The following is a 25,974-nucleotide window of genomic DNA, read 5'->3' on the forward strand; positions in this document are numbered from 1 at the left end:
TCAGGCAGTCGCTGCAGCGCCAGGTGCTTGCAGTTGATGTCCGCCTTTGCGGAACAGCACCAGTGTAGCGACCAGACCCAGGATCGCGGCACCCGTCAGCCAGATGCCTGGTGCAGCCTTGTTATCCAGCACATGGATCAGGTAGGTGCATGCCGCTGGCGTGAAACCACCGAAAGTTGCGGTCGCCAGGCTGTAGGCCAGGGAGAAACCGGTGGTGCGCACGTCGACCGGCATGATTTCAGTCAGGGCTACCACCATGGCGCCGTTGTACGAGCCATACAGGAACGAGAACCACAACTCCACCATCAGCAGATTGCCGAAGCTCGGGTGTGCCACCAGCCACGACAGGGCAGGGTAGGCGGTAGCAATGGCCAGCACGGTTGCGGCAATCAGCAGCGGCTTGCGCCCGATACGGTCGGAGAACGAGCCCATGATCGGCAGCCAGATAAAGTTGGATATGCCCACACAGACCGTCACCAGCAGGCTGTCGATGTCCGACAGGTGCAGCTCGTTCTTGCCGAAGGTCGGGGTGTAGGCGGTGATCAGGTAGAACGACACGGTGGTCATCACTACCAGCGCCATGCCGCCCAGCACCAGGCCGAAGTTCTGGCTGATGGAGCGCATGACTTCACGCAGGTTCGGACGATGAGTGCGAGCCTCGAACTCAGGCGACTCTTCCAGGGAGCGACGAATGATGAAGATGGCCGGCACGATCAGGCAGCCCACCAGGAACGGCACGCGCCAGCCCCATTCGCCCATCTGATCCGGGCTGAGCCAGTGGTTGAGGCCGACACCCAGCAGACCGGCGAATACCACGGCGGCCTGTTGGCTGGCGGACTGCCAACTGACGAAGAAACCCTTGCGGCCCGGTGTGGAAATTTCCGCCAGATACACCGAAACGCCACCTAGCTCAACGCCTGCGGAGAAGCCTTGCAGCAGGCGGCCAAGCAGAACCAGTAACGGCGCGGCAACGCCCAGGGTTGCGTAACCCGGCACGCAGGCGATCAGAACGGTGCCGAGTGCCATCAGCGCCAGAGTGATGATCAGCCCTTTGCGGCGGCCGTGACGGTCAATGTACGCACCCAGGAAAATCGCACCCAGCGGGCGCATCAGGAAGCCAGCACCAAAAGTGGCCAGCGAAAGCATCAACGAAGCGAATGCGCTGTCGGCAGGGAAGAAGGTCTTGGCGATGGCCGTGGCGTAAAAGCCATAGACCATGAAGTCGAACATTTCAAGGAAATTACCGCTGACAACGCGAAAAATCGCTTTGCCTTTGCCTGTGTTTGAGGCCATTGGAAAATACTCGCTTAGGCTGTCTAGCTCGGGGATCGTTGTATTTATGTCCTGCTTTGCAGTGGCGAAGGCTCAAGCCCGCGTCCTCAGCATAATTGTAACTGCATGTGTAAATTAGACCTAAAACAGCTTCATGTCACGCAGCAGTCGTTTTGCAGTGGATGCTGGGTAATGACTGCACGCGGTATTTGTTTATGCCTCGCGAAGGGTGCATATGGCTTTAGCTCATTGAGATAGCGCCCGGGCTTTTGGCTTGAAGGGCAGCCATTCAAACAAGTGAGCTGGATTTCATATGACTATTGCATTCGATGTTGCAGAACAATTTGCAGCGCGGCCTACCTTGCGCGCAGTTGCTACCGCCACCTTGCGTCAGGGGTTGCGTGAGCTTTATCCAGCGCTGCACATCGATCCGCAGGTTGCGGTCGTTTCCCATACCCCGATCGCAGTCGCCACCTCATCGTCTGCCCTGGGCGAGTCTCGGGACCTTATCGATTGCCTGCTGGAACATTTCTCGGCTCAGTCCAGCGTGAAGTGGACCAACGCGCTGAATGTTCTGCTGGGGGCTTCAGGTCCATTGCCGGTAGACATGGCCGCCATCGGTGCGCTGGTAAATCGATTGGCGCTCGGTTTGTTCGAGAACCTGAAGCAGGCACTGGTCAATTACTGGAGCGAGTGCAGTGGCGAGCGTGTCGATTGCAGCAGTCGTTGGGACTGGCTGGCGTTCAAGATCAAGCAGGCATTGCTCGATGAACTGGGCGCAACGTCTGCGCGGCCCGAAGAGTCCACGGCTCGTGCCTGGTTGCACGATGTTGCTCTTTTTCCGGAAAAGGCCGAGCGCGAACGATTGGCTGTAAAGCGGCCGTTGCCACGCACTTGTATTGTTCGTCTGCAGATCAACGGGCCGGATGCCGAGTCGGTGATACTGCCGACCCTGGTCATGTTCAACGGTGCCAAGGGCAGCGAGCAGGTCTTAATGTATCAGTTGTCGGGGCGCTGCCAGAGCTGGTCGACGATCAGTGCCTGGGAGCGAAGTCTGGCGCATCTGCTGGATGATCAGAGCGGGCAACTGGACGTACAGTGGACCGCTCATGAGCCCGAAGACGATATTTTCAGTGTTCTGGCCATGGCATTGCTGGAAAACCAGTTGGTGGGCATACAGGGCCTCAAGAGTAGCCAGGCCTACGATCTGGATCGTCTGGAGCATTTACTGGCGGCACTGACCGATGTGTGCGCGCTCTTCGAGTCGACCGATCTGGCGCCCGGTCAACCCCCGGCGTTGGGCATAGACCGTTTGCCACTGTGGATGAAAAACGCGCAAGAAGCGGATCGCAACGCTTACAGCCGTTTGATGAGTGCCCTGGCGGTGACCCAGAAGCGTTCCAGAGGCAAGTCCTTCAATGAAGGGCTGCCGCCTATTCTTGAGTTTGCATCCCGCTCTCTGGCTGTCGCCATTGCTCAGGATCACCTTGATAGAGTGGACTTTCTGCCCCATCAGATTCAAGTGCGGGTCGATAAGGTCACTGCCGCCGCAGTGCCGGCAGGAGGACAGCCTTTTGCAACGGGTAGCGTTGATCCGGTGCTCATGACATTTCCCGAGTTTGCCCTTGAAAACCTCTCCGGGCTCCCGGCAGGGGAAATCAAGGTCCAGCGTACCGATGGCAAGCCATTGCCGCACTGGCTGACGGCGGATTATCTGAAAGAACTCACCGTGCGGGTCGATATCGGCCAGGTCTACCCGGATCTGCTCAAGCGCTACCTGGTGACTGACGCCGCCGAGGCGCAACGGCGTGAGGCTTTGTTTACCGGTCAATTGCGTCTGCAACTGCCTTTGCAGGCGCTTGAGCAGAAGATCAAGGGCGAACTGAGTCAGAAGGGTTATCAATCGGTCTGCGCCATCATGCAGACGATCGTGTCCGAGCGGCGTGTGGGCATTCAGCCCATAGTCCTGCGACCATTGGCTTTCGTTCGTCAGCCGGGCCATCAGCCGGATGTGGTGGGCAATATGTTCGTGATAGGCCCGCTGGACACGGCTGTCGGCCCGCATGTGCTTTATCGGCCTTTTGCCCGTAAGCCACTGACCGAGTTTGCCAGTTGGTCGGCGCTGCTGGCGGCGGTCAGACAACCCGGAGCCTTGCAAAACGACATACTGGTCTGGCTGAGTGACAATGCGCGTCCGGTTTATGCCAGTGGCGGTTTCGATGAACCGCACATCATCTGGTTTGGCCAGGGTTCGGATTTCGCGCCGCTGGAAAAACCCCTGCCAGCCGTGCTCGGTACGGATGTACTCAAGGGAGACATCATGTCCGGTCTTTTCAAGGCCAATGCCCGGGCGCTGATCGAACTGGCAGACCGCAACGCTGTTTCCAACGCTGAAAGCCGCTGGGCGTTGTTCAAGGAAGGCGGCTGGTTGGTGCTTAATACGGTGTTGCCGCTGTTCAGCGGGCCGGTTGCCAATGCCTTGTGGCTCGCGCAATTGTTGTCCGGTATCAACCAGCAACTTGCCAGGCCGGTTTCGGCAGATGAAGGGGGGGCGGCACAGCTTGCCGAGTTGCTGCTCAATATCTCGCTGGTATTGCTGCATTCCGGGATTTCTCCCAATACCCTGGCGTCCGTGAACATGATTGCAGGCAATCGGATGATGGCGGAGCCGATTGTGGCGGCCGACCCTGTAATCGTTCGTCAGGCTCCTTCCATTGCTGGCATTCCGCTGAGCGATACCTGGACGGCTCTCGATTTTTCCTGGTCGCAACCCGGCAGCCGGCTCAGCGGGGCGCAGCGTCTTGAGCTGGAAAAATTCAAGGTCTGGCCTGCAACGGTTACCGGAGAACCCATTGCCTCGGGAGCGAATGCCGGTCTCTACAGCTTCAATGGCCTCTGGCTGGCAAGAGTCGGCAGCGACCTGTTTCGGGTGACGGTCGAAGAGGATGGAGTACGAGTCGTACGCCCCGACAATCCATCGGTGCCCGGTCCGTGGCTCAGGCACGATGGTCAAGGCTGGCACCTGGACTTGTCACTGCATCTGCGCGGTGGCGGGCCTAAGAAAAACATTCGCAAGCTGGCTCAGCAAAATGCAGAAAACCTGGTCCGTATCAATCAGAGTCTGGCAGAACTTGATGTGCGTGAAACGGATCTGGTGACCAGGATCACGGGCTACAACACGCATCTGAATACGGCCACCGGTGAGGTGCGACAGCTTTTTTTCGACCGTCTCGAAGGGGCAATGGGCGATGAGGTCGAGCTATTGAAGCAGCGGATGAGCCTGTGGGAGCAGTTGAGAGTCGGGGATCGACCTCCTGAGCGGCAGATGGCGCAGGATATTGCACGGGTCACGATTTATCTGGAGTTTCTGGAAGGCCGACTGGCGGCTGAAAACGGCATTGTTGCCAATACCGAAATTGCGAAAATGGCCAAGACCGGAAGCGTGGTTTCGGATGAGAACATCGAAACCTATCTGAATATGTTCAAGTCGCTGCTGAGCAGGCAGGAAAAAGGCATGCACTGGTCGCAGATTCGCGAATCGCTCTGGGAGAAACTGCGCGCAGTGCCCAAGGTGGGCGAAGAGTATTGGCGCAAGCAGGTTACGACTCTGTATCAAGGCAAGCTGTTCTCTGGTCTGGAGTGGCAATTCCAGCACATGATGTCGTACCTGGAGCTGTGTTTCAGTAAGGAGCACATCGAGATCAATGAAGAGTTTCGCCCTTTCAAGGAGTTGCGTAATGACATGGGGCTCAATGGCGCGTTCGCTTCTCATGCAGAGCTTGAAAGGCCCAACGACTATTCATTGACCGAGCGAATCGATGTTCTGGAAAGTGTCTTGCGCGAGTACCACAAGGCCAAGGGGATTGCTGACGACGTTGATGTCGGTTTGTTCGCGGATGATCAAGTCCAGTACCTCGAGAACTTCAGGACCGAGTTGAATGCGCTGTGCGAGAGAACTCAAGCCCAACTGGCGAAGTTGATTCAGGAAAACGTCGAGCCTCCGCCTGCGATGGTTGAATATGTGCCACGGGTCGAGCAGCCCTACAAGCGAGTCATCAGGACGCGCAGTCATCGTTCCCTTGTCGGGCATGTACGTCGCAATGAGAAGGATTTTACCGGCGAAGTCGCCGACATCATGAATACGCAGACTGGCCAGGTCATCAGCTCGTGGCATCGGCATGCCGATGGCGAGTGGGTGGAAATCCAGACCATCAAACCTGAAAAGCCGACGCCCGGTGTGCGGCCGACATCGGCAGGTGAACTGCAAAGACGTGCCCGGGCATTGCTGCTGGAGGTGGAGCCCGCACTCGAAAAGGCTCGTCTGCAAGCGACACGAGCGTACGAGCCTGAAGACATCGAAGATATCCTTGTCATGAGGGCTGGCAAGTTGACGGCCCTTGCCGAGCAAATGACCGATAGCGCGGCGACATCGGAAAACCTGTCCGGGCAATTGAGCGAAAGTGCGGGGCAATTGCGTGATGCCGCTGCCCGTTTGATTGCCGAGGGTCGCAGCCTGCGTATCTCGATGATCAAGGCGCAGCCACCGACAGCCGCCCGCATCAGCTATCTGCATCGACAGGGCGAAATCAACATTTCCTCTTTCGACGGCAGGAAAAACATGTCGGGTGCCAGGCGTGATGACTTTCTTCAGGAATATGCCATTCGTGACAAGGACAATCGCTTGCTCTGGTGGGCGCATTTTCATTATCGAAACGAAACCGATGCTGCGCAGGCATTCACGGCGGCTCATCTGAAATTGCCCGAGCAGCGGATGATCGGTTACAAGTCACTGATCAGAAATTCGGGAGGGGCCAAGGACGTGGTCAATATCTATCGCAGTGCTATCGGCAAGGACACCGCCCAGCGCCTGTTTCTGGTGCTGGCTCCATGAGGGTGTGGCTGGGCCGGGTGGTGTTTGTGCTTTTTTCCGGTGTCATGGCCGGTTGTGATTCCGGGCCTGTCTTGCAGAACTTTGGTGGGCCGACCATGGGCAGCGGTTATTCGGTCAGCTATGTGCGCCATCCGGGCCAGCCCGATATACGTGTTGTCCAGCCTGAGGTCGAGGCGATCCTGGCCGAGGTGGATCAGCAGATGTCCACCTGGCGCAGCGACTCGGATATCGAGCGATTCAATGTCATGGCGGCCGGTCAATGCCAGGTCATGCCGCCTGCGGTGCTGGATCTGGTGCGCGTCGGCGAGCATCTGTCCCGTGAAACGCAAGGCGCTTTCGACCTGACGGTCCTGCCCTTGATGAATCTGTGGGGCTTCGGCCCCCAGTCCCGCGTCCAGCAGGTGCCGACGGCACGGGAACTGGCCCGGGCTCGTGAGCGAGTGGGTTATCGACGCCTGAGCATCGATAACCGGCGCTTGTGCAAGGATTCCGACGTTGAGATAGACCTGAGCAGCATGGCTGCCGGCCATACGGTGGACCGCATTGCTGCACGGCTCGATGAACTGGGCGTACATGACTATATGGTGCAGGTCACCGGCGAACTGAAGGTAAAAGGGCGCAAGCCCGATGGTTCGGCGTGGCGGGTTGCCCTAGAAGCCCCTCGTGACGATCAGCAGATCGCGCAGAAGATCTTTGCCCTGGACGGTTGTGGTGTTTCGACGTCCGGTGATTATCGCCATTACTTCGAGTATGAAGGGCATCGCTATTCCCATACTCTCGATGCGCTGAGCGGAGCGCCGGTGAGTCATGACCTGGCATCGGTGACAGTGATTCATCCTTCGGCGCTGATGGCCGATGGCTTGTCCACACTGCTGTTGATTCTGGGGCCGAAGCGAGGCTGGGATTACGCACAACAGCATCAAATTGCTGCTTTTTTTGTGATTCGTGCCGATAAGCGCTTTATCATTCGCAGCAACCCGGCGTTCGATCAGCTATGTGCTGTGCAGGCGCAGTGAGCCTGAATGATCGATTGCAGACAAGAGTGGCCTTCAACGCGACCAAGGGGTAATGTTCGCCCCCTTGGTGCAGCGCTAGACTGGGCCCCGTGATTTAGCCAGAGATGCCAGAGTGGCGCCTCGGTATGTTCTAAAGGAGTACGCATGGCTGTCTACAACTACGACGTAGTGGTACTGGGTTCCGGCCCAGCCGGAGAAGGAGCGGCAATGAATGCCGCCAAGGCGGGGCGCAAGGTTGCGATGGTCGACAGTCGTCGGCAGGTCGGCGGCAACTGCACTCACCTGGGCACGATTCCTTCCAAGGCATTGCGTCATGCGGTCAAGCAGATCATCCACTTCAACACCAACCCGATGTTCCGGGCCATTGGCGAGCCGCGCTGGTTTTCGTTTCCGGATGTATTGAAGAACGCTGAAATCGTCATTTCCAAGCAAGTGGCCTCGCGTACCGGCTACTACGCCCGCAACCGTGTGGATGTGTTCTTCGGCACCGGCAGTTTCTCCGACGAAAACAGCATCGACGTGGTATGCGCCAACGGCGTCGTCGAAAAGCTGGTGGCCAACCAGGTCATCATCGCCACCGGTTCGCGCCCTTATCGCCCTGCCGATATCGACTTCAATCACAAGCGTATCTATGACAGCGACACCATCCTCAGCCTGGGTCATACCCCGCGCAAGCTGATCATCTATGGTGCTGGCGTGATCGGCTGTGAATACGCCTCGATCTTCAGTGGCCTGGGTGTGCTGGTCGAGCTGGTGGACAACCGCGATCAATTGCTGAGCTTCCTGGATTCGGAAATTTCCCAGGCGCTGAGTTATCACTTCAGCAACAACAACGTCATGGTTCGCCATAACGAAGAATACGAAAAGGTCGAAGGCCTGGATAACGGTGTGATCCTGCACCTCAAGTCCGGCAAGAAGATCAAGGCCGACGCCTTGCTCTGGTGTAATGGTCGCACCGGCAACACCGACAAGCTGGGGTTGGAAAACATCGGCCTCAAGGCCAACGGTCGTGGCCAGATCGAAGTCGACGAGAGCTATCGCACCAGCGTTCCGAATGTCTACGGCGCAGGCGATGTCATCGGCTGGCCGAGCCTTGCGAGCGCCGCCTATGACCAGGGTCGTTCGGCAGCGGGCAGTCTGGTGGACAACGGCAGCTGGCGTTATGTCAACGACGTGCCGACCGGGATCTACACGATTCCCGAGATCAGCTCGATCGGCAAGAACGAGCATGAACTGACTCAGGCGCGTGTGCCTTACGAAGTGGGCAAGGCGTTCTTCAAGGGCATGGCCCGTGCGCAGATTTCCGGTGAGCGGGTCGGCATGCTGAAGATCCTGTTCCATCGCGAAACCCTGGAAGTCCTGGGCGTTCACTGCTTTGGTGACCAGGCTTCGGAGATCGTACACATCGGTCAGGCGATCATGAACCAGGAGGGTGCTGCGAATACGATCAAGTATTTCGTCAACACCACCTTCAACTACCCGACCATGGCCGAAGCCTATCGGGTAGCGGCCTACGATGGTCTGAACCGGCTTTTTTAAGCGGCTCCGGCCGGTGGCCTGAGCCGGCCGGGGAGACCGATTTCAGCGATTCTCGAGGGTGGCGCTGGCCAAACCGGGAAAGTCTGTAATCAGGCTGTCTACGCCGAAGTCGGCGAGCCTGCGCATCAGCGCAGGTTCGTTGACGGTCCATACCGACACATGCAAACCCTGACGTTGCGCTTTCTGCAAACGCTCCGGGGTACACAGCGTCCAGTTCAAGGCCAGGATCTCGCAGCCGTAGCTCTGGGCGACCTTCAACGGGTCGAGCCAGGCGTATTCGGCGACCAGCCCACGGCTGATGTCCGGCGTCAGCTCCACGGCGGCGCGGAGCACTTCCCGAGAGCTTGAGGTGATCGTCACCTTGTCCAGCAAGCCATGGCGCTGAGCCAGTTCACGAATCGCCAGCACGGTATTGGCGGCGCGATTGCGTGAAGCGCTTTTGACTTCCAGTTGCCAGTGCTCGAAGTCGCATTTCTCGAACAGTTCTTCCAGATGCGGGATCGGGCAGGGCGAAACCCAGCCGGGGCCGCCCTTGCGAGCGTCGTAGGTCACAAGGTCGGCGGCCAGATGTTCGTTGACCTTGCCGCGCCGATCCGTGGTGCGCTTGAGGGTCGGGTCGTGAATGACCATCAGCTCCCCGTCGCGAGACAAATGCAGATCCAGTTCGCAACGGCGTACGCCGTGCTTGAGGCATTCCTGAAAGCTGGTCAGGGTGTTTTCCGGTGCTTCGCCCTTGGCGCCGCGGTGGCCGTAGATAAGCGTCACAATTACTCCTGGCCTTGAAGGCGCCAATTACATGAATGTGATGTGTGCAAGGCAGCGGGCTCAGGCCTTGGGCAAGCTGCCTTGTTCAAGCGCCTGACGACGTTGCTGGGCCTGGCGTTGCAGCACATGGCGTGCGAGCAACTGGCGCTGGGCGTCCGGCAGGTCCACGAATTCGGTGCCTACATCGAATTCGCCGTTTTCCAGAGTGTTACAGTGAATGACAGTGGCGCTCAGCATCAGGCCTGAAGCCTGGGGCATCAGCACCATCTTGATCGACAGTTTTTCGCCGAGGGTGTAGCTCTGGTTTGAGGTGAACAGCAGGCCACCTTCGGAAAGCTTTACCGGCTGCGGTGCGCCAAGCTTGCCCAGCGCGGTATGGGCAACAACCCGGCCCAGCAGGTCGATACGCTTGTTCAGCGACTTGAGAAAGCTGTTGAGCACCCGGTCACGCTCGTCGAGCTGACGCAGCAGGTGCTGGGATTCGAACTCGCTGACATGCAGTTCGCTGAGCAGATCGAACAGGACCGACGTGTCGCGCATGGCTTCCTGACTGGCCTGGTCGGCCTGAGACAGGGGGTTAATTTCCAGTGCGACGCTGTCTTCGATACGGTAGTATTCGCGGCGTTCTTCTTCATCTAGTGTCGACATGGCGAACCCATGGTAGCTGCTGTGGTCAGAGAGTTTCGAGTGTAAAGCTGCACGTCAAGGCCCGCCACACGGACGACCCCATTCCTGCGAACAATTCCTACATGTTCAGACCTCTTTTTGTATTTATCGGCACGCGCTACACCCGTGCGAAACGACGTAATCATTTTGTTTCCTTCATCTCCCTGACGTCCATCATCGGCCTCGCCCTGGGCGTAGTGGTGATGATAGTCGTGTTATCGGTCATGAATGGTTTCGATCACGAAATGCGCACCCGCGTGCTGGGCATGGTGCCTCACGCCACCATCGAATCGGGCGAGCCCATTGCCAGCTGGCAGGGCCTGGCTGCCAAAGTCCAGGAAAACCCGCAGGTGCTGGCGGTTGCGCCATTCACCCAGATGCAGGGTTTGCTGACCAACGACGGCAAGGTCCAGAAGGTGCTGCTTAACGGTATTGACCCGACTCAGGAGCGCAAGGTTTCGATCATCGACAACTTTGTGAAACAGGGGAAGCTCGACAGCCTTGCGCCCGGCAGTTTCGGCATCGTGATCGGCGACAAGGCCGCCACCAAGCTGGGTGTCGGCATTGGCGACAAGCTGACCTTCGTTGCTCCAGAAGTCACGGTCACGCCTGCGGGCATGTTTCCGCGCATGAAGCGTTTTGAAGTGGTCGGCATTTTTCACGTCGGCGCCGGTGAGCTGGACGGCTATCTGGGCCTGACCAACCTCGAGGATCTGGGGCGTCTGCATCGCTGGAAGCCGGATCAGGTCCAGGGCCTGCGCCTGAAGTTCGATGACTTGTTCGCTGCTCCCCGCACGTCATGGGAAATTGCCCAGAAGCTGGGCGAGAACAACTTCTACTCCCGCGACTGGACCCGCACCCACGGCAACCTGTATCAGGCGATCCGTATGGAAAAAGCCATGATCGGCCTGCTGTTGCTGCTGATCGTTGCGGTGGCGGCGTTCAACATCATTTCTACGCTGGTCATGGTGGTCAACGACAAGAAAGGCGATATCGCCATCCTGCGCACCCTGGGCGCGACCCCGAGACAGATCATGGCCATCTTCATGGTGCAGGGCTCTGTGATCGGTGTGGTCGGTACGCTGATCGGCGCGGCGGTGGGTATTGTGGCGGCGCTCAATGTCAGCTCGGCGATTTCGGCGCTTGAAGGCCTGATGGGCCACAAGTTCCTCAACGCCGACGTGTACTTCATCGATTATCTGCCTTCGCAACTGATGGCCCAGGATGTGTTCCAGGTCTGCGGTGCTGCGTTGGCCCTGAGTTTCCTCGCCACCCTGTATCCAGCCTGGCGTGCGGCGCGCACCCAGCCTGCGGAGGCGTTACGTTATGAGTGAGTCGGGCATGTTAGATAAAGCTGTATTGAGTTGCCGCAACCTGGGTAAGTCCTACGAGGAAGGTCCGGAGTCTGTCGTGGTGCTGTCCGGCCTGCAGCTTGAGTTGCATCCGGGTGAGCGTGTGGCGATTGTCGGCAGTTCGGGCTCGGGCAAAAGTACCTTGCTCAACCTGCTTGGTGGCCTGGATACACCTACCGAGGGCAGCGTCTGGCTGGCCGGGGAAGAGCTGTCGGCGCTGAATGAAAAGGCCCGTGGCCTGCTGCGTAACCGGGCGCTGGGTTTCGTCTACCAGTTCCACCACCTGTTGCCCGAGTTCACCGCGCTGGAGAACGTCTGCATGCCGCTGCTGATCGGCAGCACACCGATTCCCGAAGCGCGCCAGCGTGCTACGGCTTTGCTGGAACGTGTAGGTCTGGGGCATCGGCTGGCGCACAAGCCATCGGAGTTGTCCGGCGGTGAGCGTCAGCGTGTGGCGATTGCTCGTGCGCTGGTCAACCAGCCAGGGCTGGTGATGCTCGATGAACCCACCGGCAACCTCGATCATCACACGGCCCAGGGTATTCAGGACCTGATGCGTGAGCTGAGCACTTCGTCGCGTACTGCGTTTCTGGTGGTGACCCACGATATGAACCTGGCACGGCAGATGGACCGCATCCTGCGCCTGGAAGACGGTCGCCTGGTCGCTGGCTGATTGACCCGCCCCGGCGCAAGTCATCGCGTCGGGGTCTTTACCTTTTTCTACGGTGCTCCGCGAATGTTCAGACCGTTATCCATTTTCATCGGCGCGCGCTATACCCGCGCAAAGCGTCGTAAAAGCTTTATCTCGTTCATCTCGATGACCTCGATGATCGGTCTGGCGCTGGGCGTGCTGGCGATGATCGTGGTGTTGTCGGTCATGAACGGTTTCCAGCGTGAAATGAGTTCACGGATCCTCGGCATGGTGCCCCATGCGATGATCGCTGGCGTCAAGCCGGTGGATGACTGGAAATCCCTGGCAGAAGCGTCCCTGAAGAACCCGGAAGTCACGGCAGCCGTGCCAATCACCGAGATGGAAGGCATGCTGTCCTATAAGGGCTCCATGCAGCCGATCCAGGTCAGCGGTATCGATCCTGCGCTTGAGCATCAGGTTTCCATCGTGACCAGGCACATCATTCGCGGCAACCTGCAGGACCTGAAGCCGGGCGAGTTCGGCGTGGTGCTGGGCGAGATCACGGCTCGTCGCTTTCGCTTGAGCGTGGGCGACAAGCTGACCCTGATCGTGCCTGAAGTCAGCAGCGCACCGGGCGGTATCACGCCGCGCATGCAACGCCTGACCGTAGTAGGCGTGTTCAAGGTGGGAGCCGAACTGGATGGCTCCATGGCGCTGATCAACATTGCCGACGCCGCGCAGATGCAACGCTGGCAGCCCGATCAGGTGCAGGGCGTGCGCCTGGCGTTGAAGGATCTGTACAAGGCGCCGCAGGTTTCCACTGCCATCGCTTCGAGCCTGGGCGCCGATTATCGTGCCGATGACTGGACCCACACCCAGGGCAGCCTGTTCAGTGCGATGAAAATGGAAAAGACCATGATCGGCCTGTTGCTGCTGATGATCGTCGCCGTGGCGGCGTTCAACATCATTGCGACCCTGATCATGGTGGTGAACGACAAGGGCGCGGATATCGCCATCCTGCGCACCATCGGTGCCACGCCGCGTCAGATCATGGCGATCTTCATGGTTCAGGGCACGGTGATCGGTATCGTCGGCACCCTGATCGGCGGCGTGCTGGGCGTGATTGCTGCGCTGAACGTCAGCAGTCTGGTGGGCTGGTTCGAGCGGGTCAGCGGCCAGCACGTCTTCAGTTCCGATGTGTATTTCATCAGCAACCTGCCTTCGGAGTTGCAGGGGGGGGACGTGGTGCTGATCTGCAGTGCCGGTTTCATCCTGAGTTTCCTGGCAACCATCTACCCCGCATGGCGCGCCGCCCAGGTGCAGCCGGCTCATGCACTGCGGTACGAATGACCGATACCGTGCAGCAATGAATTCATTGCTGCACGGGCGTCACAGTGCGCGCAGGCGTCAAAGCTGAAAGCCCGGTGCAAACCCTATAAACTTGCCGGGTTAATTCATGAGATTCCAGGTATCGCCATGCATCCCGCAGCCGAACACTCTCCGCTGGGCAAGTCCAGTGAGTACATCGCCACCTACACGCCATCCCTGTTGTTCCCGATTCCGCGCGCTGCGAAGTGGGCCGAGCTGGGGCTGACGGCTCAGACGTTGCCTTATCAGGGTGTTGATTTCTGGAATTGCTATGAGCTGTCCTGGCTACTACCGTCGGGCAAGCCGGTGGTGGCCATTGCCGAGTTCAGCATCCCGGCTGACTCGCCCAATATCATCGAGTCCAAGTCCTTCAAGCTCTACCTCAACTCGCTGAACCAGACCTCCTTCGAGAGCACTGAGCAGTTGCAGGCGACCCTTGAAAAGGACCTGTCGGCAGCGGCGGGCAAGCCTGTAGGTGTGCGTATCAGCCGTCTGGCCGAGATCGAGAGCGAAGGTGTGGCCAGCTTGCCGGGAGCCTGTATCGACGATCTGGATGTCAGCATCGACAGCTATGACCATCCGCAACCCGAGTTGCTGCGCTGCGACGATTCCCGTGTCATCGAGGAGAGCCTGCACAGTCACTTGCTCAAGTCCAACTGTCCCGTGACCAGCCAGCCTGACTGGGGCAGTGTGGTAGTGGAGTACCGTGGTGCGGCGCTGGATCATGCGAGCCTGCTGGCTTACATCGTCAGCTTCCGCCAGCATTCGGACTTCCATGAGCAATGCGTGGAGCGGATCTTTCTCGACCTGCAGCGTTTGCTCAAGCCTGAGCGGCTGACGGTTTATGCGCGCTATGTGCGCCGTGGCGGGCTGGATATCAATCCGTATCGCAGTACTGAAACGTTGCAGGTCGATAACCGTCGACTGGCGCGCCAGTAAGCAGAGAAGCCCGTCATTTGACGGGCTTTTTTGTACACGCAGTCAGATCCCGATGTTGCCCAGGGTCTGCACGATATTGCGCAGGGTCCCGGCAATGGCAGGATGCTCCAGCTCGAAGCGTTCTACCGCGAGATTGACGCCATCGGCCAGGCTGGCGTCCTGAGTCATGCTTTCCAGCTGGATCTTTGTTTCAATCTGTTCCATCAGTTCACGGAGATTGTCACGCTCGGCTTCGGACAACGGCGGATTGTGCTCCAGTTGCTCGCGCAGGGTATTGAGTTGTTCTTGCAGTTCGCGGGCAGGCATGGCGTGCTCCTTTGTTGATAAGTCTGCTTCATGGACTCTCGCATTGAGCGAAAGGTCCGTGATGCATTAAGACTAATCCACTCAGGACTTGCCTGCATGATGTGTATCAGGGCTTTTCACCCTTGCTGCGGCGAAGGGCGATATCAGCAAGGCAGGACTCCAGCTCACCCAGATGATCGATGACCGAATGCACGCCCTGAGCGTAAAGCTTGAGGGTGGCGTGGGCGCGGCGTTGTTCGCGTTCGCTGTCGCTCAGTGCTTGCCATTGCGCAGGGGAGAGGCCGCACAACGGCCCGCAGGATGCCAGGCCGATGGTCCAGAGTCCGGCATTCAGCCCCGATTGCAGCAGGCGCGGGTCGCCGCTTATCAGCACGCAACCCTCAAGCTGATTCACTTTCAGCGCCATCAGGGCCAGCCAGCAGGCGTCGGGAGCTGGCCATTTTGCGTTCGGGCGTGGAGCCGCCGTGACCCATTCGCTGACAGTCGCAGCCAGTGCATGACTCAGGTTTTCGGGCAGTTCATCGATCCAGGCGCAAGGCATGCCCTGGCGGCTCAGGGTTTGCAGAATGTCGATGGCGCCGGGCGTCGCGAGGGCGAAGTCCGGTTCCTGGGCCTTGATGCCTGCCTGCGCACCAAAGTCCACCAGGCAGCCGCTGAGGCCGAACAGCAGGGCAGGGAAGTCAGGCAGGGAGTTGGCAACCGGCGCGAGCATGGTAATGTCTCTGAAATATTCATGAACGCTACCGGGCTTTTGTGACATTCGGATGAATGTCCGGTGACTGTGTTTAAACTGTCGGCGGACTGACAGAACTGACTTATTTCTGGCGGAACGCTTTATACTGCCAATCCTTGCGTATGGGCTCGCAGTCGCGCGTCATCATCTTGATCAGGAGTTTCAGCTATGCCCGTGATCGGTGCAGGCTTTGCCGGGCGTCTGGCTCGGTTGTGTGTATGTGTGGGAGTTGCCTTCGTTCCGATGGCGGCACAGGCGGCCGAAGAAGATCCTTGGGAGAGTGTCAATCGCGTCATTTTCCGTTTCAACGACACCCTCGACACCTACACCCTCAAGCCTATTGCGCAGGGCTATCAATACATAGCTCCGCAATTCGTCGAAGACGGCGTACACAACTTTTTCAACAACATCGGCGATGTGGGCAATCTGGCCAACAACATCCTGCAGGCCAAGCCTGAGGCTGCCGGTGTCGATACTGCGCGTCTTATCGTCAACACCACGTTCGGTCTGCTGGGCGTCATCGACGTCGGCACCCACATGGGCTTGCAGCGCAACGATGAGGATTTCGGCCAGACCCTCGGGTACTGGGGTGTAAGCAGTGGCCCTTACGTTGTGCTGCCGCTGTTCGGCCCGAGCACTGTGCGTGATGCCATTGCCAAATACCCGGATACCTACACCGAACCGTACCGTTACATCGACCATGTGCCAACCCGCAATAGCCTGCGCGCTGCGGACCTGATCGATATGCGCGCCAGCCTGCTGTCGGCAGAGCGCATGGTGAGCGGTGACAAATACACCTTCATCCGCAATGCCTATTTGCAGAACCGCGAATTCAAGGTCAAGGATGGTCAGGTCGAAGACGATTTTTAATCGTTACTCAATGTTGACCTGATGAATGAAGGCGACCTTGGTCGCCTTTTTTCTTTTTCGGGACGCGATGGTGCAATCAATTCATCGAAATGATGGAAAGTCCCAGCTTTTGCCCGCCGCCTTCGATATCTGTCAGCCAGACGACTTCTGTCTGGGCGGACAGTCCCGAGAGTGCCGGGTGGTCAGAGTCTATGCTGACGCTGAGTTTGTCTCCGATCTTGAAGGAACGCGGTGCCTCGACCTGCATTCCGGTGCTGGAAAGGTCGATGCAGACGGCTGGAATTACCTGACCTGCATGGAGCAGGTTGATATCTGCATCGATACGCATGCGAATGTAGTCGCGTTTCTCCTCGTAGCTGCGATCATTTTGACCCATGTCTAGCCCTTCGTTTTGGTTGCTGATTAGTAGGTTCTTATAACTCCCGGCGATTTGCGATGTAAAGACGTAAAGTGAGCAGGGTCGTACGCTTGAAACGCCCGTCGGATGGGAGTACCGTCTGCGCCTTGAAGGGCACCTCTGAAACCTGATTGCCGGTCCGAGTGCGGACCTGCCGTTGCAGAGAGGCTAGAAGCGAATCCAGTAAGCAGGTACCGGCATGTCCGGGCCGCCTACACAACCTCATCTGGCGCCGTTTGCCCACATGCCAAAAACCAGTGCCACACTGCTGATTATCGATGACGACGACGTAGTGCGTGCGAGTCTCGCCGCCTATCTGGAAGATAGTGGCTTCAGTGTCCTCCAGGCGAGTAATGGCCTGCAGGGAATACAGACATTCGAGCAGCAAAAGCCCGATCTGGTCATTTGCGATCTGCGCATGCCCCAGATGGGAGGTCTTGAGCTGATTCGTCAGGTGACGGGGCTTTCTCCACAGACCCCGGTCATTGTCGTTTCCGGTGCGGGCGTCATGAGCGATGCGGTCGAGGCCTTGCGCCTTGGCGCTGCCGACTACCTGATCAAGCCGCTTGAAGACCTCGCCGTTCTCGAACATTCCGTGCACCGCGCACTGGACCGTGCCCGCCTGCTTCAGGAAAACCAGAACTACCGCGAGAAGCTCGAAACGGCCAACCGCGAGCTGGAGGCGAGCCTTCATCTGCTGCAGGAAGACCAGGATGCCGGTCGTCAGGTGCAGATGAACATGCTACCGACCACGCCTTGGGCTATCGACGAGTTCCAGTTCGCTCACCAGATCATCCCGTCACTGTATCTGTCCGGCGACTTCGTGGACTATTTCCGTGTCGATGAGCGGCGCGTGGCGTTCTATCTGGCTGACGTTTCGGGCCATGGTGCGTCTTCAGCTTTCATTACGGTGCTGTTGAAGTTCATGACCACGCGCCTGCTGTTCGAGTCCAAGCGCGGCGGCACATTGCCTGAGTTCAAGCCGTCGGACGTGCTGTCGCACATCAACCGTGGCCTCATCAGCTGCAAGCTGGGCAAGCACGTGACCATGGTCGGTGGGGTTATCGACGAAGACACCGGCATCCTGACCTATGCCGTCGGTGGCCATCTGCCGCTACCTGTGCTGTTTGCAGACGGGGAAGCACACTATCTACAGGGTCGCGGTCTTCCCGTCGGGCTGTTCAACGAAGCGACCTATCAGGACCATGAACTGGAACTGCCCGAGTCCTTCAGTCTGACGATGCTGTCTGATGGCATACTGGATCTTCTGCCCGGTGATACACTCAAGGAAAAGGAAGCGGTCTTGCCGCAAATGGTGAAGACTGCTGGTGGAAGCCTGGAAGGACTGCAGGAGGTTTTTGAATTGGCTACGCTAGGGGAGATGCCGGATGATATCGCCTTGTTAGTGTTACGCAGGAATCTTGAATGAGTACCGGTAGAATCCAGTTCGCCGAGCAGGAAGGCACCTTCGTACTGAAGTTCGTGGGCGAAGTGCGCTTGACGCTGTGTTCGGCCTTGGATGCGACGATCGAGAGAATCTTCACTGCGCTGAATTTTTCGGCCGTGGTGATCGATTTGACCGAAACCCGCAGCATCGACAGCACGACACTGGGCCTCCTGGCCAAGCTGTCGATCCTGTCGCGTCAAAAGGTAGGGTTGCTGCCAACCCTCGTGACGACCCATGAAGACATCACACGGCTGTTGCAGTCGATGGGCTTCGATCAGGTGTTCAACATCGTCGATCGGCCCATCCCGCGCCCTGAATGCCTGACCGACCTGCCGTCGCAGGATCAGTGCGAAGAGGTGGTCAAGGCCAAGGTGCTGGAAGCGCACAAGATCCTGATGGGCTTGAACGACTCCAATCGTGAAGCCTTCCATGACCTGGTCAATGCCCTCGAAGGGCAGCGATAAGCGAATCTGCAGACTTGCCGCGCTGAACAGCGGGCAATAAAAAGGGCGGCCCTCGCAAGGAGGCCGCCCTTTAGTGCATTCAGGCCTTGGCGGCGAGCAATGCTTCGAGCTTTTCCTGGTCGCGAGCGAACTGACGAATGCCTTCTGCCAGTTTTTCCGTGGCCATGGCATCTTCGTTGGAGGCCCAGCGGAACTCCTTCTCGGACAGGCTCTGACGGGCTTCGCCAGCGTTGCCCGGTGCGAGCTTCTGCTCCAGGCTGCCGTTGTCTTCTGCCAGTTGCTTGAGCAGGTCCGGGCTGATGGTCAGGCGGTCGCAACCAGCCAGTTGTTCGATCTGGCTCAGGTTACGGAAGCTGGCCCCCATCACCACGGTCTTGAAGTCGTTGGCTTTGTAGTAGTTGTAGATGCGGGTTACGGACTGCACGCCCGGATCTTCTGCACCTGTGTACTCCTGGCCCGACGATTTCTTGTACCAGTCGTAGATACGGCCCACGAACGGCGAAATCAGGAACACACCGGCTTCGGCACAGGCCACGGCCTGAGCGAAAGAAAACAGCAGGGTCAGGTTGGTCTGGATGCCATCCTTCTCCAGCTTCTCGGCGGCCCTGATGCCTTCCCAGGTGGAAGCCAGCTTGATCAGGATCCGGTCGCGACCAATACCGGCTGCATCGTACAGACTGGCCAGACGCTCGCCACGCTCGATCATCGCATGGGTATCGAAGGAAAGCCGTGCATCCACCTCGGTGGATACGCGCCCTGGCACGACATCGAGAATCTTGCGACCAATGGCAACGGCGAAGCGGTCAGACGCCAGACCGATATCACCCTTGCTGCCACTGAACGCCTCGGCCAGCAGCTCAGCGTTGCTTTCGCTGGAAGCCGCCTTGAGCAGAAGAGAAGGGTTGGTGGTGGCGTCTACCGGCTTGAGGCGGGCAATGGCATCGAAATCACCGGTATCGGCGACGACAGTTGTGAATTTCTTGAGTTGTTCCAGCTTGGAAGTCATTAGCGTGCTCTGTCCTGTGCGGTTGGATGACATTACCCGAGCGCTGCCTGCCACTCAAGGTCGCAGACCATGATGTCGACGTTTGATGACGCGCTTTCCTCATTCGCAGGCAATAGATGACGCTCGGGGTATGGAAGAGGGGTTCAGACTGGATTTGAGCGTGGTTGGGGCTGGTTGTTCCCTTGGTGTGTCTCAAGCTTCGTCCGCAGTCTTGATGCTTCCTGATAGACTGTGCAACCTTTGCGCTCGGGCATGATCTGCTCGGTGTACCGAATTCGCTGTCCTGTTCCAGTCGTCCGATGAATATACCTGTGAATACTGCTTCAACTGCCCGCCCCATGAAGCCTGCGCCATCCCGCCGCTTCTCCGTTGCGCCGATGATGGACTGGACTGACCGCCATTGCCGGTATTTCCTGCGCCTCCTGTCGAAGAATGCCCTGCTGTACACCGAAATGGTCACCACAGGTGCATTGATCCACGGTGATCGTGAGCGTTTTCTGCGCTACGACGAGGCGGAGCATCCGCTGGCCTTGCAGCTTGGCGGGAGTAATCCTGCGGATCTGGCGACTTGTGCCCGCATGGCTGAAGAGGTGGGGTACGACGAGGTCAATCTGAATGTGGGCTGCCCGAGTGATCGGGTGCAGAACAACATGATTGGCGCATGCCTGATGGGGCATCCCGAGCTGGTGGCCGATTGTGTGAAGTCCATGCAGGACGCTGTGGCGATTCCGGTGACGGTGAAGCACCGGATCGGGATCAATGGCCGGGACAGTTACGCCGAGTTGTGTGATTTCGTCGGCAAGGTTCATGAGGCGGGTTGCAACAGCTTTACGGTGCATGCCCGTATCGCGATTCTGGAAGGGCTCTCGCCCAAGGAAAACCGGGATATTCCGCCGTTGCGCTATGACGTGGCTGCGCAGTTGAAGAGGGACTTTCCTGGTCTGGAGATCATCCTCAATGGCGGGATCAAGACCCTTGAGCAGTGCCAGGAGCATTTGCAGACCTTCGATGGCGTGATGCTCGGGCGTGAGGCTTATCACAATCCCTATCTGCTGGCCGAAGTGGATCGCCAACTGTTCGGCAGCACCGCGCCGGTCATCAGTCGTGCAGAGGCTCTGGAAGCGTTGCGGCCTTATATTGCTGCGCATATCGAGAGCGGCGGCACCATGCACCATGTCACGCGGCATATCCTGGGCATGGCCCATGGTTTTCCGGGAGCGCGACGTTTCCGGCAGTTGCTGTCAGTCGACATTCACAAGGCGGAAAAACCCTTGTTGCTGCTGGATCAGGCGGCGGAGTTTCTGGCGGGGCATTAGTGGTTTGTTTTTTTCGCGAATGAATTCGCTCCCCCTACACACATACCTGTGCGAATTCATTGGCGACGGGCTGCCAAAAATATTCACGCCAGATTTGCTCTGGATCAATCAAAGCCGCCTTTGCGATGGTTGCTGGCCTTGAAGGGGACTATGTTGAATACATACCCATTCAAGGAGAGATGTCATGCACAAAGTACTGGTTCCTTATGACGGCTCGGCTCATTCGAAGCATGCGCTGGAGTACGTCATCGGTTTGTCAGGCAACCTTGCACGACCACTGCAGGTGCATTTGCTCAACGTGCAGGCCAGCCCGGTCGTCTATAGCGACTACCTGGCGCCGGACATGATCGAGGGCGTCAAAGCCGGGCTTTTCAATGAAGCCAATCGCGTGCTTGCAGAGGCCGTGGTGCTCTTGAAGCAGGCAAATATTGCCCATCAGACTCACGTGGATCTGGGCAACGTCGCCGATCAGGTCAAGCTGGCTGTGCCGCAACTGGGTTGCGACACTGTGGTGATGGGCACTCGCGGCCTGGGCAGCTTCGGTGGTTTGCTGCTGGGTTCGGTCGCCAACCGCGTGATTCACGAAGTGTCGGTGCCGGTCATTCTCATCAAGTAATCGAACTCAAGCCTGCGCCGGTGCCCGATACTGGCGCAGCAGTTCGATCTTTTCCGGCGGCAATAACTGGCGCAAGGTTTTGTACAGTGCGCGGGTTTCCAGCAGGTTCCAGATCCGCAGCATGGTTTCCAGGGCATCCAGTGGCTTGCTGATGAAGTCCCGGGCGCCGAGGGCCAGGGCGCGCAGGCGGGTTTCGCGAGTGGCGTCGGCGGTCAGGACCATGATCGGCATGTAGTCGTTGCTCGGGATGCGCCTGTTCAGTTGCTCCAGCACCGCAAACCCGTCGAACTCCGGCATGTGCAGGTCGAGAATCACCAGATCCGGCTCGAAGCTGTTGAACAGGTCCAGCGTTCTCAGCGGCTCGGTGCTGCTCAATACATTGGTCAGGCCTTCGCGAGCGAGCAATTGCTCCATCAGTTCAAGATTGGGCCGCTGGTCATCGATAATCAGGATACGGAAATCGCCGCTCATGAAGGCTCCGGTAGGTATTGGTCCAGGTGCGCGAGGAACGCCGGCACCTGGATGGGTTTGGTCAGGATTGCCGTAGCTCCGGCCTGGCGCAACTCGCGGTGGGTCTTGTCACTGGCGTCGGCCGTGATCATCAACACCGGCGTGTTGGCTGTGCTGGGGGATTGTCGCAGGCGCTTCAATACATCGCGACCCGTAAGGTCTGGCAGGTTCACATCCAGCAGAATCAATTGCGGCGCGTGTTGCCGTGCGAGATCCAGCCCCAGTTGCCCTTGCATGCTGGACAGCAGTTGAATGCCGGGCCTGCGCTGCAACAGGGTTTCGATCAGTGCCATGCTCGACAGGTTGTCTTCGATGCACAGCACTTTGCCGTAATGCTCGACGCGGGCAGGGTGCGGTTCGGCAGGCATCGCGCTGATCCGGCGAATCGGCGCTTCTTCTGCCTTGTGCACTTGTGCATAAGGTAATTCCAGGGTGAACCGGCAGCCTTCTCCCGGCGTGCTGTGTACGGTCATGCTGCCGTTCATGGTTTCCAGCAGGCTTTTGCTCAATGCCAGGCCAAGGCCTGTGCCTTCCACGCTGGAGTCGGCCTCAAGACGCTCGAAGGGTTTGAACAACTGATCGAGTCGATCCAGTGCAATGCCTTTGCCCGTGTCGATGACGCTGATGGTGACCCGGTCGTCCTGCTGCTGTACCTCGATTCTCACCAGCCCATTGGGGCGGTTGTATTTGATGGCGTTGGACAGCAGGTTCAACAGCACCTGAACCAGACGCTGGCGGTCGGCAATCACACCACTGTCGCTTGCCAGCTCCGGCAGTTCGGCCAACTGGATACCGCCATCTGCGGCCATGGGCCAGACCAGGCTCAAGGCTTCCTGAAGAACCTCGGGCAAAAGCACCGGCTCCAGGTTGAGCGACAGATGGCCTGCCTCGATCCGGGCAATGTCCAGGACTTCGTTGATCAGCGTCAGCAGATGCTGGCCGGCCCGCAGGATATGGCCGACCTGAGGTTTCTGGTGATTGCTGGAATCCATGTCCAGCAGTTGAGCGAAGCCCAGAATGGAGTTCAGGGGGGTGCGAAGTTCGTGGCTCATGCGCGAAAGAAACTCGCTCTTGGCGCGACTGGCGCGTTCAGCCTCTTCCCGGGCTGTGCCAAGGGCGATTTCGGCAGCACGGCGGTCGGTGATATCACGGGTGATCTTGGAAAAACCGCGCAGGGCATCGCTGCTGTCGTATTGGGCGGTGATGACCACGCTGGCCCAGAAACGGCTGCCATCCTTGCGGCAGCGCCAGCCTTCTTCCATGTAGCGGCCATGGAGTGTCGCTTCTTGCAGCGCCATGTCGGGGTGTTGCGGGCATTCTTCCGGCAGATAGAACAGGGAGAAGTGCTGACCGAGGATTTCCTGCTCGGTATAGCCCTTGATGCGCTCGGCCCCGGCGTTCCAGGTGATGACATAGCCTTTGGCATCCAGGGCGAATATCCCGTAGTCCTTGACGCCTTCGATGATCAGACGCAGGCGCTCTTCGTTCTCGCGCAATGCCCGCTCGCGTTCAGCCAGCAGTTGACCGGCCTCCACCAGACGTGTGCCCAGTTGACCGACTTCATCGTTTTCCGGCGGCTGTGGCAGCAGCGGGTGGCCAAGGGCGAGACGCTGGGCGTTGCCTTGCACCTGCTGCACCCTGGCCACGATGCCTCTGGAGAGCATCAATACGGCAAGGATGGCACCAAATACACCCGAGCCTGCCGCCAGCAACGTCGACCACAGAAGACGGGCGCGTGTCTCGGCGGCGTCTGTTGTGCGTTCCGCGAGCAAGGTGTCTTCGCGTTCTCGCATGGTGCGGATTCGGTCGCGCAGCTCATCGAGAATGTATTTGTTCTCGATCAGGATGGTCGAAATGGTGTCCTGGCCTTCTTTGCTCAGGTTGCGCAGGGTTTCCAGTCCGTCGACCTTGGTTTCGATCAGCGGTGCGATGGCCTGGAGGTGTTCGCGCATCTGTTGGTCGCGCACATTGGTATTGAGTCGATCCAGCGCTGCTTCGATCTGCGCCTCGGCGTTCAGGTAACCCGGCAGAAAGTCCTCTCGCCGGGTCAGCAGGTAACCGCGCACACTGGCTGCCGCTTCGGCGAGTTGGGTGTGAACGCTCTGGATATCGCCCTGAACCAGCAGCACTCTGCGCACATCTTCTTCAGCCTGTGTGGTCTGGCGCTCGGCGATATAGATGAGCACCAGGGAAAGCATCAGAATCACCAGTGGCAGTGAAATAGCCACCAATGCCTTGCCGCGTAGCGGGAGGTCTTCCCAGCGCGTGACGTTGATCAAATTCACCTCCAGTCACCGGATGTCTGATTGACCAGGCCCAGGGCCAGGCCACGAACCGCTGCCTGTGTCCGGTCTGCGGCACCGAGCTTGGCGATGACCTTCTCCACGTGAGATTTGGCAGTCCCCGTGGTGATGCCGAGTTTTTCGCCGATTTCCCGGTTGCTGCAGCCGCTGGCCACCAGACCCAGAACCTGGCATTCACGGGGCGTCAGGGCTTCGGTCATCAGGGTGCGCTGGCTGTTGCTTTCGGGCAGACGAGGCAGCGGTGCATTACTGAGGGTTTTGGCACCAGAAGCCACAGGTTGCAGGCCGGCGAGTACTTCGTCGCGGCAGGCTTCCCTGGGCAGATAACCGACCGCTCCGGCACTGATGGCGGCGTCCATGTGGTCGGTGTCGTCGTCGGTGTTGAAAACCATCACTTTCATGCGGGAAAGAAACTCGCTTTTGGCACGGCTGGCGCGTTCCACTTCTTCACGGGCCGTGCCCAAGGCCATTTCTGCCGCACGGCGGTCAGTGATGTCCCGGGTGATCTTCGAGAAACCTCGCAGGGCATTGCTGCTGTCGTACTGGGCCGTGATGACCACGCTGGCCAGGAAGCGGCTGCCATCCTTGCGGCAGCGCCAGCCTTCTTCCGTGTAGTGACCCTTGAGGGTGGCCTCGCTAAGAGCCATATCAGGATGCCGCGGACATTCTTCGGGCGGATAGAACAACGAGAAATGCTGGCCGAGGATTTCCTGCTCGCTGTAGCCCTTGATGCGTTCGGCCCCGGTGTTCCAGGTGATGACATTGCCCTTGGTATCCAGAGCGAAGATCCCGTATTCCTTGGCGCCCTCGGTGAGCAGTTGCAGGTGCTCTTCGTTTTCGCGCAGGGCCTGTTCACGTTTGGCGAGCAATTGGCTGGCTTCCATCAGGCGAGTGCCCAATTGACCGACTTCATCGTTTTCCGGCGGCTGGGGCAGCAGTGGATGGCCTTGTACCAGACGCTGTGCATTGCCTTGGACCTGTTGCACCCGGGCCACGATGCCTTTGCACAGTATCCCAATGGCCAGGAGGGCGCCCAGCAGGCCTGAGCCTGCGGCCAGAATCGTTGCCCAGAACAAGCGTTCCCGGTTTTCGGAAGCGACTGCCGTGCGCTCCGCCAGTACGGCGTCTTCACGCTCGCGCATGGTATTCAGGTGGCTGCGCAGTTCATCGAGAATGAATTTGTTCTCCATGAGGATGGCCGCAATCGTGACTTTTCCTTCCTGATTCAGGCTGTGCAGCATTTCAAGGCCGTCGACCTTGTTTTCGATCAGCAGCGTAATGGCCTTGAGGTGTTCGCGCATCTGTTCGTCGCGCACGTTGGTGTGAAGTCGGTCCAGCGCGGCTCCGATCTGGGTCTGGGCGTTCAGATAGCCCGGCAGGAAGTCTTCCTGACGGGTCTGCAGGTAGCCGCGCACGCTGGCAGCGGCTTCGGCGAGCTGGGTGTGAACGCTCTGGATATCGCCGCGAACCAGCAGCGCCCTGCGTACATCCTCTTCGGCCTGGGTGGTCTGGCGTTCAGCGATATAGATGAATGTCAGAGAAAACATCAGCATGACCAGGGGCAATG

General features: G+C 58.6%; 20 protein-coding genes and 4 pseudogenes. 12 read left to right on the forward strand and 12 right to left on the reverse strand.

Going from position 1 to position 25,974, the window contains the following annotated elements:
* Complete coding sequence (locus CKW23_RS01335; RefSeq protein WP_025260727.1) at window positions 1-1,293, reverse strand: MFS transporter; 1,293 nt, start codon at window positions 1,291-1,293, stop codon at window positions 1-3.
* Window positions 1,294-1,585: 292 nt separating this feature from the next.
* On the opposite strand from CKW23_RS01335, the gene CKW23_RS01340 reads away from it, so the two are divergent.
* The 3 genes from CKW23_RS01340 (at window position 1,586) to sthA (ending at window position 8,718) form a co-directional block, all read left to right on the forward strand.
* The gene (locus CKW23_RS01340) at window positions 1,586-6,163 is read left to right on the forward strand and encodes a dermonecrotic toxin domain-containing protein (RefSeq protein ID WP_025260726.1); all 4,578 of its coding nucleotides are present in this window, start codon (window positions 1,586-1,588) and stop codon (window positions 6,161-6,163) included.
* The gene (locus CKW23_RS01345) at window positions 6,160-7,179 is read left to right on the forward strand and encodes an FAD:protein FMN transferase (RefSeq protein ID WP_074568984.1); all 1,020 of its coding nucleotides are present in this window, start codon (window positions 6,160-6,162) and stop codon (window positions 7,177-7,179) included. Before CKW23_RS01340 ends, CKW23_RS01345 begins: the two co-directional genes overlap by 4 nt.
* Before the next feature lie 144 nt (window positions 7,180-7,323).
* Window positions 7,324-8,718 carry a Si-specific NAD(P)(+) transhydrogenase gene (sthA, locus tag CKW23_RS01350; RefSeq protein ID WP_025260724.1) on the forward strand — a complete coding sequence of 465 codons (1,395 nt, stop codon included), beginning with the start codon at window positions 7,324-7,326 and terminating at the stop codon, window positions 8,716-8,718.
* A gap of 42 nt (window positions 8,719-8,760) precedes the next feature.
* Here the strand turns inward: sthA and CKW23_RS01355 are convergent, their stop codons facing one another.
* Window positions 8,761-9,483, reverse strand: coding sequence for a glycerophosphodiester phosphodiesterase family protein (locus CKW23_RS01355; protein WP_025260723.1), 723 nt, complete (start codon window positions 9,481-9,483; stop codon window positions 8,761-8,763).
* A gap of 60 nt (window positions 9,484-9,543) precedes the next feature.
* Window positions 9,544-10,131 (reverse strand): PilZ domain-containing protein, encoded by a 588-nt coding sequence (locus tag CKW23_RS01360; RefSeq protein ID WP_025260722.1) that lies wholly within the window; start codon window positions 10,129-10,131, stop codon window positions 9,544-9,546.
* A gap of 101 nt (window positions 10,132-10,232) precedes the next feature.
* On the opposite strand from CKW23_RS01360, the gene CKW23_RS01365 reads away from it, so the two are divergent.
* The 4 genes from CKW23_RS01365 to queF all read left to right on the forward strand — a co-directional run bounded on the left by CKW23_RS01365 (window position 10,233) and on the right by queF (window position 14,439).
* Window positions 10,233-11,483, forward strand: coding sequence for a lipoprotein-releasing ABC transporter permease subunit (locus tag CKW23_RS01365; protein WP_025260721.1), 1,251 nt, complete (start codon window positions 10,233-10,235; stop codon window positions 11,481-11,483).
* 7 nt (window positions 11,484-11,490) lie between these two features.
* Window positions 11,491-12,174 carry a lipoprotein-releasing ABC transporter ATP-binding protein LolD gene (gene lolD / locus CKW23_RS01370; protein WP_176767545.1) on the forward strand — a complete coding sequence of 228 codons (684 nt, stop codon included), beginning with the start codon at window positions 11,491-11,493 and terminating at the stop codon, window positions 12,172-12,174.
* Between the two features lie 63 nt (window positions 12,175-12,237).
* Window positions 12,238-13,482 carry a lipoprotein-releasing ABC transporter permease subunit gene (locus tag CKW23_RS01375; RefSeq protein ID WP_025260719.1) on the forward strand — a complete coding sequence of 415 codons (1,245 nt, stop codon included), beginning with the start codon at window positions 12,238-12,240 and terminating at the stop codon, window positions 13,480-13,482.
* A 126-nt stretch (window positions 13,483-13,608) separates the two neighbouring features.
* Window positions 13,609-14,439: an NADPH-dependent 7-cyano-7-deazaguanine reductase QueF gene (gene queF, locus CKW23_RS01380; RefSeq protein ID WP_025260718.1), complete on the forward strand. Its 831-nt coding sequence runs from the start codon at window positions 13,609-13,611 to the stop codon at window positions 14,437-14,439.
* 42 nt (window positions 14,440-14,481) lie between these two features.
* Here the strand turns inward: queF and CKW23_RS01385 are convergent, their stop codons facing one another.
* Complete coding sequence (locus tag CKW23_RS01385) at window positions 14,482-14,745, reverse strand: DUF4404 family protein (protein ID WP_025260717.1); 264 nt, start codon at window positions 14,743-14,745, stop codon at window positions 14,482-14,484.
* Window positions 14,746-14,851: 106 nt separating this feature from the next.
* Complete coding sequence (locus tag CKW23_RS01390; RefSeq protein WP_025260716.1) at window positions 14,852-15,457, reverse strand: phosphatase; 606 nt, start codon at window positions 15,455-15,457, stop codon at window positions 14,852-14,854.
* Between the two features lie 189 nt (window positions 15,458-15,646).
* Here CKW23_RS01390 and CKW23_RS01395 point away from each other — a divergent pair, with 189 nt between their 5' ends.
* Window positions 15,647-16,348 carry a VacJ family lipoprotein gene (locus CKW23_RS01395; protein WP_025260715.1) on the forward strand — a complete coding sequence of 234 codons (702 nt, stop codon included), beginning with the start codon at window positions 15,647-15,649 and terminating at the stop codon, window positions 16,346-16,348.
* A gap of 76 nt (window positions 16,349-16,424) precedes the next feature.
* Here the strand turns inward: CKW23_RS01395 and CKW23_RS01400 are convergent, their stop codons facing one another.
* The gene (locus tag CKW23_RS01400) at window positions 16,425-16,724 is read right to left on the reverse strand and encodes a PilZ domain-containing protein (RefSeq protein WP_025260714.1); all 300 of its coding nucleotides are present in this window, start codon (window positions 16,722-16,724) and stop codon (window positions 16,425-16,427) included.
* Between the two features lie 265 nt (window positions 16,725-16,989).
* Between CKW23_RS01400 and rssB the strand changes: the two genes are divergently transcribed.
* Both rssB and rssC read left to right on the forward strand, forming a co-directional pair.
* Complete coding sequence (rssB, locus tag CKW23_RS01405) at window positions 16,990-18,174, forward strand: two-component system response regulator RssB (protein ID WP_025260713.1); 1,185 nt, start codon at window positions 16,990-16,992, stop codon at window positions 18,172-18,174.
* Window positions 18,171-18,656 carry an anti-sigma factor antagonist RssC gene (gene rssC / locus CKW23_RS01410; RefSeq protein WP_004881040.1) on the forward strand — a complete coding sequence of 162 codons (486 nt, stop codon included), beginning with the start codon at window positions 18,171-18,173 and terminating at the stop codon, window positions 18,654-18,656. Before rssB ends, rssC begins: the two co-directional genes overlap by 4 nt.
* 79 nt (window positions 18,657-18,735) lie before the next feature.
* Here the strand turns inward: rssC and tal are convergent, their stop codons facing one another.
* A complete protein-coding gene (gene tal / locus CKW23_RS01415) occupies window positions 18,736-19,662 on the reverse strand; it encodes a transaldolase (protein ID WP_025260712.1) in 927 nt (308 codons plus the stop codon).
* Window positions 19,663-20,000: 338 nt separating this feature from the next.
* On the opposite strand from tal, the gene dusA reads away from it, so the two are divergent.
* Together dusA and CKW23_RS01425 are read left to right on the forward strand one after the other, a co-directional pair.
* Window positions 20,001-20,978: a tRNA dihydrouridine(20/20a) synthase DusA gene (gene dusA / locus CKW23_RS01420; protein ID WP_162883697.1), complete on the forward strand. Its 978-nt coding sequence runs from the start codon at window positions 20,001-20,003 to the stop codon at window positions 20,976-20,978.
* Between the two features lie 184 nt (window positions 20,979-21,162).
* Window positions 21,163-21,594, forward strand: a complete 432-nt coding sequence (locus tag CKW23_RS01425; protein WP_025260710.1) for a universal stress protein — start codon at window positions 21,163-21,165, stop codon at window positions 21,592-21,594.
* 6 nt (window positions 21,595-21,600) lie between these two features.
* Here CKW23_RS01425 and CKW23_RS01430 read toward each other — a convergent pair whose 3' ends face one another.
* The 5 genes and pseudogenes from CKW23_RS01430 to CKW23_RS01440 all read right to left on the reverse strand — a co-directional run.
* Entirely contained in the window at window positions 21,601-22,065 is a 465-nt protein-coding gene (locus tag CKW23_RS01430; RefSeq protein ID WP_025260709.1) for a response regulator, read from the reverse strand.
* Window positions 22,062-22,433, reverse strand: a pseudogene (locus CKW23_RS27115) (PleD family two-component system response regulator); the annotation flags it as partial. The pseudogene CKW23_RS27115 and the gene CKW23_RS01430, both read right to left, overlap by 4 nt.
* 74 nt (window positions 22,434-22,507) lie before the next feature.
* A pseudogene (locus CKW23_RS01435) lies at window positions 22,508-24,395 on the reverse strand (ATP-binding protein); the annotation flags it as partial.
* A pseudogene (locus CKW23_RS26835) lies at window positions 24,386-24,805 on the reverse strand (LuxR C-terminal-related transcriptional regulator); the annotation flags it as partial. The pseudogenes CKW23_RS26835 and CKW23_RS01435, both read right to left, overlap by 10 nt.
* Window positions 24,806-25,960: pseudogene (locus tag CKW23_RS01440) on the reverse strand (PAS domain S-box protein); the annotation flags it as partial.
* Window positions 25,961-25,974 lie beyond the last annotated feature (14 nt).

This window comes from Pseudomonas sp. Irchel 3A18, from assembly GCF_900187465.1.
GTDB classification, from domain to species: domain Bacteria; phylum Pseudomonadota; class Gammaproteobacteria; order Pseudomonadales; family Pseudomonadaceae; genus Aquipseudomonas; species Aquipseudomonas cichorii.

Coding starts and splice junctions, on each gene's coding strand:
- CKW23_RS01335 (WP_025260727.1), bottom strand. CDS start 1,293: ATGGCCTCAAACACAGGCAAAGGCAAAGCGATTTTTCGCGTTGTCAGC.
- CKW23_RS01340 (WP_025260726.1), top strand. CDS start 1,586: ATGACTATTGCATTCGATGTTGCAGAACAATTTGCAGCGCGGCCTACC.
- CKW23_RS01345 (WP_074568984.1), top strand. CDS start 6,160: ATGAGGGTGTGGCTGGGCCGGGTGGTGTTTGTGCTTTTTTCCGGTGTC.
- sthA (WP_025260724.1), top strand. CDS start 7,324: ATGGCTGTCTACAACTACGACGTAGTGGTACTGGGTTCCGGCCCAGCC.
- CKW23_RS01360 (WP_025260722.1), bottom strand. CDS start 10,131: ATGTCGACACTAGATGAAGAAGAACGCCGCGAATACTACCGTATCGAA.
- CKW23_RS01365 (WP_025260721.1), top strand. CDS start 10,233: ATGTTCAGACCTCTTTTTGTATTTATCGGCACGCGCTACACCCGTGCG.
- lolD (WP_176767545.1), top strand. CDS start 11,491: ATGTTAGATAAAGCTGTATTGAGTTGCCGCAACCTGGGTAAGTCCTAC.
- CKW23_RS01375 (WP_025260719.1), top strand. CDS start 12,238: ATGTTCAGACCGTTATCCATTTTCATCGGCGCGCGCTATACCCGCGCA.
- queF (WP_025260718.1), top strand. CDS start 13,609: ATGCATCCCGCAGCCGAACACTCTCCGCTGGGCAAGTCCAGTGAGTAC.
- CKW23_RS01385 (WP_025260717.1), bottom strand. CDS start 14,745: ATGCCTGCCCGCGAACTGCAAGAACAACTCAATACCCTGCGCGAGCAA.
- CKW23_RS01390 (WP_025260716.1), bottom strand. CDS start 15,457: ATGCTCGCGCCGGTTGCCAACTCCCTGCCTGACTTCCCTGCCCTGCTG.
- CKW23_RS01395 (WP_025260715.1), top strand. CDS start 15,647: ATGCCCGTGATCGGTGCAGGCTTTGCCGGGCGTCTGGCTCGGTTGTGT.
- CKW23_RS01400 (WP_025260714.1), bottom strand. CDS start 16,724: ATGGGTCAAAATGATCGCAGCTACGAGGAGAAACGCGACTACATTCGC.
- rssB (WP_025260713.1), top strand. CDS start 16,990: ATGCCAAAAACCAGTGCCACACTGCTGATTATCGATGACGACGACGTA.
- rssC (WP_004881040.1), top strand. CDS start 18,171: ATGAGTACCGGTAGAATCCAGTTCGCCGAGCAGGAAGGCACCTTCGTA.
- tal (WP_025260712.1), bottom strand. CDS start 19,662: ATGACTTCCAAGCTGGAACAACTCAAGAAATTCACAACTGTCGTCGCC.
- dusA (WP_162883697.1), top strand. CDS start 20,001: ATGAAGCCTGCGCCATCCCGCCGCTTCTCCGTTGCGCCGATGATGGAC.
- CKW23_RS01425 (WP_025260710.1), top strand. CDS start 21,163: ATGCACAAAGTACTGGTTCCTTATGACGGCTCGGCTCATTCGAAGCAT.
- CKW23_RS01430 (WP_025260709.1), bottom strand. CDS start 22,065: ATGAGCGGCGATTTCCGTATCCTGATTATCGATGACCAGCGGCCCAAT.